This window comes from Pseudonocardia sp. TRM90224 (genome assembly GCF_021245725.1).
Taxonomy (GTDB): Bacteria; Actinomycetota; Actinomycetes; order Mycobacteriales; family Pseudonocardiaceae; genus Pseudonocardia.
In genome coordinates this window covers 74479-81421 of sequence record NZ_JAJGSX010000040.1, presented here as the reverse complement: position 1 = coordinate 81421, position 6943 = coordinate 74479, and the positions used below count along the sequence as shown (strand labels likewise).

The following is a 6943-nucleotide window of genomic DNA, read 5'->3' as shown; positions in this document are numbered from 1 at the left end:
CCTCATCACGGCATCATGACCACACACTGACCCGCACGGTGTCGAGCACGAACTCCACCACTCAGCGGGACGTGACCCCTCCGCTGGGTTGGGGCACGAGCGCGCCCGCGCCCTGGAACGTCAGCAAAGCCACTTTCATGCAACGTGGTTGCATGAAAGTGGCTTTCCTGACCCCCCGCCGGCTAGCTCGCGGCGACCGCGAGCGTCGGCTCGCCCGGCTGGTCGAACTGGGTGCGGTGGAGCTCGGCGTAGCGCCCGCCGCGGGCCATGAGTTCGGTGTGCGTGCCGCGCTCGATGACCCGGCCCGCCTCCAGCACGAGGATCTGGTCGGCCGCGCGGATCGTGGAGAGGCGGTGGGCGATGACGATGGCCGTGCGCCCCTCCAGTGCCTCGCCGAGCGCCTCCTGCACCGCGGCCTCCGAGGTGGAGTCGAGGTGGGCGGTGGCCTCGTCGAGGATGACGACCCGCGGCTTCGCGAGCAGCAGGCGGGCGATGGTGAGGCGCTGGCGCTCGCCGCCGGAGAGCCGGTAGCCGCGTTCGCCGACGACCGTCTCCAGCCCGTCGGGCAGCGAGGCGACCAGGTCGGCGAGCCGCGCCCTGCGCAGGACGTCCCACAGCTCGTCCTCGGTGGCCTCCGGCCGGGCGAGCAGCAGGTTGGAGCGCAGCGACTCGTGGAACAGGTGCCCGTCCTGCGTGACCAGGCCCAGCGTCGCCCGGATCGTGTCGAACGACAGCCCACGCACATCGACCCCGCCGATCCGCACCGAACCCGAATCGACGTCGTAGAGCCGGGGCAGCAGCTGCGCGATCGTCGACTTGCCCGCACCGGACGAGCCCACCAGCGCGATCATCTGCCCCGCCTCGGCGCGGAAGGAGACGTCGTGCAGCACGGTCTCCCCGCCGCGACCGTCGAGCTGCGCGACCTCCTCCAGCGACGCGAGCGACACCTTGTCGGCCGCCGGGTAGCCGAAGCGGACCTCGTCGAACTCGACCGCGAGCGGTCCCTCCGGCAGGTCGATCGGCGTTGCCGGCTCGGCGATCAGCGGCGGGAGGTCGAGCACCTCGAAGACCCGCTCGAAGCTCACCAGCGCGGTCATCACCTCGACCCGCGCGCTCGCCAGCGCAGTGAGCGGCGCGTAGAGGCGGGTCAGCAGCAGCGCGAGCGCGACGACGTCGCCCGCGGCCATGCCACCGCTGAGCGCGAAGTAGCCACCCAGGCCGTAGACCAGCGCCAACGCGAGCGCGGAGACCAGCGTGAGCGACGCGATGAACACCCACTGCACCATCGCGGTGCGCACCCCGATGTCGCGCACCCGCGCCGCCCGCGCGACGAACTCGCGGGTCTCCTCGGCCGGCCGCCCGAACAGCTTGACGAGCGTCGCGCCCGGCGCGGAGAACCGCTCGGTCATCTGCGTGCTCATCGCGGAGTTGTGCGCCGCGGCCTCCCGCTCGAGCTTCGCCAGCTTGCGCCCCATCCGCCGGGCCGGGAGCACGAACACCGGCAGCAGCACCAGCGCGAGGACGGTGACCTGCCACGACAGGCTCAGCATCACCCCGAGCGTCAGCGCCAGCGTCACGAGGTTGCCCACGACACCGGAGAGCGTGTCGCTGAACGCACGCTGCGCGCCGATGACGTCGTTGTTGAGCCTGCTGACCAGCGCGCCCGTGCGGGTGCGGGTGAAGAACGCGACCGGCTGGCGCTGCACGTGGTCGAACACCGACGCGCGCAGGTCGAGGATCAGCCCCTCACCCAGCGACGCGGACAGGAAGCGCTGCCAGATGCCGATGCCCGCCTCGACGACGGCGATCACGGCGATCAGCACCGCGAGCCCGACGACGACGCCGATGGGGCCGCCGTTGACGATCGCGTCGACCACCCGCCCCGCCAGCACCGGGGTGGCCACCGCCAGCACTGCACCGACGACGCTGACCAGCAGGAATGCGGCCAGGCGGCGGCGGTGCGGCGCCGCGAAGCCCGCGATCCTGCGCAGCGTCGCCATCGAGAACGGCCGGCGGTCCTCCTGTGCGTTCGCGGCGTGGTACATCGAAGTCCACGCCACCATCTCCATGCTCATCCCGTGCTCCCTCGGTACAGGCGCCATCCGGCTCTCCCACGTTCTGACCACTGATGTGGCCGGAACTCATCGGTGGGCGCCTGTGTCGATGATGGCGGGTGGCACCGACAGTTCCGGTGCCGCTCGTGTGCGACCACGCTAGGAGCTGAAGTCAGGTACAGGTCAAGCCCGCGTGTCCGGTCGCCGGATGTTCACCGTGATCTGGCAGCCTGATGCCGTGACGACCACCGAGCCACCGCTGCGTGGCCGCGGATCGGCCATCGGCGCCGGCGTGAGCTGGACCGCGCGCTGGAGCCTTCGACTCGTGCTCGTCGCGGCCGGTGTCGCGCTGGTGGGCTGGGTGATCGCCTGGCTGTGGTCGATCGTGATGCCGGTGCTGCTCGCGCTGATCCTCGCGACGCTGCTCTGGCCGCCGACCGACTGGCTGCGCCGCCGCGGCTTCCCGCCCGCCGCGGCGGCCGGCACCGTCGTGCTGGCCGGCATGATCGCGCTCGCCGGCATCATCGCGCTGGTCACGACGTCGGTCTCGGGCAGCATCGGGCAGATCGCGCAGAGCGCGTCGAGCGGCATCCAGGCCATCCAGCAATGGCTCTCCGGCCCGCCGCTCAACCTCGCGCAGAGCCAGCTCGACGCCGCCCTGATGCAGGTCACCAACCAGCTGCAGCAGAGCGTCTCGACGATCGCGACCAGCGTGCTCACCGGGATCGGCGGTGTCGCGTCCGGCGTCGTGACCGCGCTGCTGACGATCGTGCTCGCCTTCCTCTTCGTGAAGGACGGCCCGCGGTTCCTCCCGTGGCTGCACGGTGTCGCCGGCGACGGAGCCGGCGGGCACCTCGCAGAGGTGCTGCGCCGGGTGTGGAAGACGCTCGGCGAGTTCATCCGCACGCAGGCCGTCGTGAGCCTCGTCGACGCCGTGCTCATCGGCATCGGGCTGGTCGTCGTCGGGGTGCCGCTGGCGCTGCCGCTCGCCGTGCTGACGTTCATCGGCGGGTTCGTGCCGATCGTCGGCGCGCTCGTCGCCGGTGCCCTCGCGGTGCTGGTCGCGCTGGTCAGCAACGGGTTCACCGCGGCCGTGATCGTCCTGGTGATCATCCTCGTCGTGCAGCAGCTCGAGGGCAACGTCCTGCAGCCGATCCTGCAGGCGCGCAGCCTCGGCCTGCACGCAGCGGTCGTGCTGCTCGCCGTGACGGCCGGCAGCACGCTCTACGGCATCGCGGGCGCGTTCCTCTCCGTGCCCGTCGCGGCGGCCGCGGCCGTCGTGCTGCGCTACCTCGGCGAGCAGATCGACATGCGGGCCGGGATCGCGCCGGTCGTCGCCCCCGTGCCTCCGGTGGCCGAGCCCGAACCGGAGCCCGAACCGCTGGCCGACGAACCGCCGCGCACCTCCTGACTGGTGTGGTGGCCACGAACGTTGCCGGGTCGATCGCGTGATCCAGGCCCAAGTGATCTTCAGCGCGTCGCAAGGCGCCGCCCGCAGCTCAGACCGGGCGTCATTGCAAGGGCGGCAGCGCCGCGAGGCGTCGTCTGGGCGCGCGAGCGGCCCGGTGGACGTTCGTGGCCGCCGCACTAAGAGCACTCGATCGATGTGATCGGGTGTCGCTACGCTCCGCCCGCCGGCACACCACGCGTCGGCGATGGAGCCCGAGAGAGGCGCTGTGATGAGTCCAGTCGAGGAGATCCTGTCCCAGATCCCGATCAGCCAGCTGGCCGGTCAGCTCGGCGTCGACGAGCAGACCGCGGAGCAGGCGACTCGGCAGGCGCTGCCCGCGCTGCTGGGCGGCATCCAGGCCAACACGGAGGACCCCGGCGGCGCATCGTCGTTCGCGCAGGCCGTCCAGCAGCACGACGGCGGGCTGGTGGACGGCGGGGTCGACCTCGACCAGGTCGACACCGCGGAAGGCCAGAAGATCGTCGGGCACGTGTTCGGCCGGAACGAGGACCAGGTCGTCCAGCAGCTCGGCGGGCTCGGCCCCGGCGGCAAGGAGCTGATCGCGCAGCTGCTCCCCATCCTCGCGCCGATCGTCATGGCGTGGCTCGCGAAGAAGCTCACCGGCGAGACGATGGCGCCGTCCGCGCCGGCGCCGCAGGCCCCGGCCGCACCGGCGGGTGGCGGCATCGGCGACGTGCTCGGCGGGCTGCTCGGCAGCGTCCTCAGCGGTAGCGGCTCCGGCGCGCCCGCCGGCGGCCCGAACATCGGTGACCTGCTCGGTGGCCTGCTCGGCGGCGGGCGCCGCTGACCGGCCCGTCCGCCCGGTAGGGGAGAATCGCGGCCGTGCGTGTCTACCTCGGTTCCGACCATGCCGGCTTCGAGCTGAAGGCGAAGCTGGTCGAGCACCTGTCCGCCCTCGGCCACGACGCCGTCGACGTCGGCCCGATCTCCTACGACGCCGCCGACGACTACCCGCCGTTCTGCGTCGAGGCCGCCCGGCGGACCCTCGACGACGAGGGCAGCCTCGGCGTCGTTATCGGCGGCTCCGGCAACGGCGAGCAGATCGCGGCCAACAAGGTGCCGGGCGTGCGCGCGGCGCTGGCGTGGAGCGTCGAGACGGCCACGTTGGCGCGTCAGCACAACAACGCGCAGGTCGTCTCGATCGGCGCGCGCATGCACTCGACGGAGGACGCGCTGGGGATCGTCGCCGCCTTCGTGACGACGCCGTTCTCCGGCGACCCCCGTCACCAGCGCCGGATCGACCTGCTCGCCGAGTACGAGCGCACCGGGGTGCCGCCGGCGCTGCCGCCCGAGCAGGTCCCGTCGGCCCGGTAGGGCGGCGCGAACCATGCCGGAAGGGCACACCCTGCACCGGCTCGCCCGGCAGCACCGCGCGCTGTTCGCCGGGCGGGCCGTCGGCGTATCGAGCCCGCAGGGCCGGTTCAGCGCATCGGCCGCGCTCGTCGACGGGCGGGTGCTGCGGCGCACCGAGGCGCACGGCAAGCACCTGTTCCACCACTACGGGCCCGACGCCGTCGTGCACGTCCACCTCGGCCTGTACGGGGAGTTCAGCGAGGAGCCGCTGCCGGCCGGTGAGCCGCGCGGGCTCGTCAGGATGCGGATGATCGGCGAGACGCACGTCGTCGACCTGCGCGGACCCACCGCGTGCGAGCTGCTCACCGCCGCGGAGGCCCGTGCGATCAAGGCGCGGCTCGGCGCCGACCCGTTGCGCCGCGACGCCGATCCCGACCGCGCCTGGGCCCGCATCGGACGCTCCCGCGCCCCGGTCGCGACGCTGCTGATGGACCAGGCGGTGATCGCGGGCGTCGGCAACGTCTACCGGGCGGAGGCGCTCTTCCGCCACCGCATCGACCCGCAGCTGCCCGGCGCCGCGCTGACCCGCGAGCAGTGGGACGCGCTCTGGGCCGACCTCGTGACGCTCATGCGGGCCGGGGTGCGCAAGGGCCGCATCGACACCGTCGCGCCCGAGCACGACCCGCGGCGCACCGGGCGCGCCCCACGCCGCGACCGGCACGGCGGCGAGGTCTACGTCTACCGCCGCGCCGGCATGCCGTGCCTGGTCTGCGGCACACCGATCGCGCGCGCCGAGCACGCCGCGCGCAATCTGTTCTGGTGCCCGACGTGCCAGCCTGCGGCTATCCCAGCTTGACGGGGAGCGCGCTCAGCCCGTTCATCAGCAGCGCGGGGTAGCGGGCGGGCTCCACATCGGGCTCGGCGAGCCGCATCTCGGGGAAGCGCCGCAGCAGCGAGCCGATCGCGATGCGGCCTTCGAGGCGGGCCAGCGGGGCACCGAGGCAGTGGTGGATGCCGTGCCCGAAAGCCAGGTGCTGTGCCGGCTCCTTGGTGACGTCCATCGTCTCCGGGCGGTCGAACCGCCGCGGATCCCGGTTCGCTGCGAGCAGCGCCGGCAGCACGACGTCGCCCGGCTCGATCGTCACGCCGGCGATCTCGATCCGGGCCCGCGCGATCGAGGGGACCGGGACCATCAGCGGTCCGTCGAAGCGCAGCAGCTCCTCGACGGCGGCCGGCAGCCGCTCCGGCTCCGCGCGCAGCAGCGCCCACTGCTCGGGGCGGGCGAGCAGGGCGGCGACGCCGGAGCAGATCAGGTTGACGGTCGTCTCGTGCCCCGCGACGAGCAGCAGGAACACCATCGAGCTCAGCTCGTCCTCGGAGAGCCGGTCGCCGCCTTCGCGGACCGCGATGAGGTCGGAGAGCAGGTCGTCGGCCGGCGCCTCGCGCTTCTGCGCGATCAGCTCCCTGACCAGGCCCACGATGGAGGTCGCCGATGAGATGAACGTCTCCGCTGTCTGCACCGAGGCGTTCACGATGACCGACGACCACCTCCGGAAGTTCTCCCGGTCCTGCACCGGCACCCCGAGCAGCTCGGTGATCACCGTCATCGGCAGCGGGTAGCCGTAGGAGGCGACCAGGTCGATCGGACCCGGGGACCGCGCAGCCATCTCGTCGATCAGCTCGGCGGCCACCTCCTCGATTCGCGGCGCCAGCTTCTCGGTGCGGCGCACGGTGAACGCCGCGGAGACCAGCCTGCGCAGCCGCGTGTGGTCGGGCGGGTTGGCGCTGAGCAGGTGCTGCTCCATCGCGTTCCCGATGTCCGACGGCAGCTGCTCGTGGAACGGGCCCGCGCCGATCGCTTTGACGACATCCGGGTGCGCCAGCAGCTCCCTGGCTTCCGCGTACCCGGTGACGACCCAGGCCGGCACCCCGGTGAAGAGCATCACCTTCTGCACCGGGCCCGCGGCAGCCAGCTCGGCGAACCCCGCGTGCCGGAGCGCACCACTGGTCTCGGTGAAGGGAGAGGGCACGGTCTCTGTGGTCATACCACCACGATAGTGATGATCATCTATAACTCGACTGACGTTCCGATGAAGCCACAAACGTCCACAGGGCATGAGCTGGG

The 6943-nt window shown here is 72.3% G+C and carries 6 protein-coding genes; 4 read left to right on the top strand and 2 right to left on the bottom strand.

Annotation, left to right across the window (positions count from 1 at the left end):
- Positions 1-182 precede the first annotated feature (182 nt).
- Complete coding sequence (locus LL648_RS35560) at positions 183-2045, bottom strand: ABC transporter ATP-binding protein (protein WP_232667227.1); 1863 nt, start codon at positions 2043-2045, stop codon at positions 183-185.
- A gap of 247 nt (positions 2046-2292) precedes the next feature.
- Here LL648_RS35560 and LL648_RS35555 point away from each other — a divergent pair, with 247 nt between their 5' ends.
- From LL648_RS35555 to LL648_RS35540, 4 genes are all read left to right on the top strand, one after another.
- On the top strand, positions 2293-3465 hold the full coding sequence (locus tag LL648_RS35555) for an AI-2E family transporter (RefSeq protein ID WP_232667221.1): 1173 nt from the start codon (positions 2293-2295) through the stop codon (positions 3463-3465).
- Between the two features lie 268 nt (positions 3466-3733).
- Positions 3734-4312 carry a DUF937 domain-containing protein gene (locus LL648_RS35550; protein WP_232667220.1) on the top strand — a complete coding sequence of 193 codons (579 nt, stop codon included), beginning with the start codon at positions 3734-3736 and terminating at the stop codon, positions 4310-4312.
- Positions 4313-4347: 35 nt separating this feature from the next.
- Complete coding sequence (locus LL648_RS35545) at positions 4348-4839, top strand: ribose-5-phosphate isomerase (protein WP_232667219.1); 492 nt, start codon at positions 4348-4350, stop codon at positions 4837-4839.
- A 13-nt stretch (positions 4840-4852) separates the two neighbouring features.
- Positions 4853-5674: an Fpg/Nei family DNA glycosylase gene (locus tag LL648_RS35540; protein WP_232667218.1), complete on the top strand. Its 822-nt coding sequence runs from the start codon at positions 4853-4855 to the stop codon at positions 5672-5674.
- Here the strand turns inward: LL648_RS35540 and LL648_RS35535 are convergent.
- Complete coding sequence (locus LL648_RS35535; RefSeq protein ID WP_232667217.1) at positions 5661-6863, bottom strand: cytochrome P450 family protein; 1203 nt, start codon at positions 6861-6863, stop codon at positions 5661-5663. The two genes, LL648_RS35540 and LL648_RS35535, sit on opposite strands and share 14 nt — an antisense overlap.
- Positions 6864-6943: the final 80 nt, after the last annotated feature.

Coding starts and splice junctions, on each gene's coding strand:
- LL648_RS35560 (WP_232667227.1), bottom strand. CDS start 2,045: ATGTACCACGCCGCGAACGCACAGGAGGACCGCCGGCCGTTCTCGATG.
- LL648_RS35550 (WP_232667220.1), top strand. CDS start 3,734: ATGAGTCCAGTCGAGGAGATCCTGTCCCAGATCCCGATCAGCCAGCTG.
- LL648_RS35540 (WP_232667218.1), top strand. CDS start 4,853: ATGCCGGAAGGGCACACCCTGCACCGGCTCGCCCGGCAGCACCGCGCG.
- LL648_RS35535 (WP_232667217.1), bottom strand. CDS start 6,863: ATGACCACAGAGACCGTGCCCTCTCCCTTCACCGAGACCAGTGGTGCG.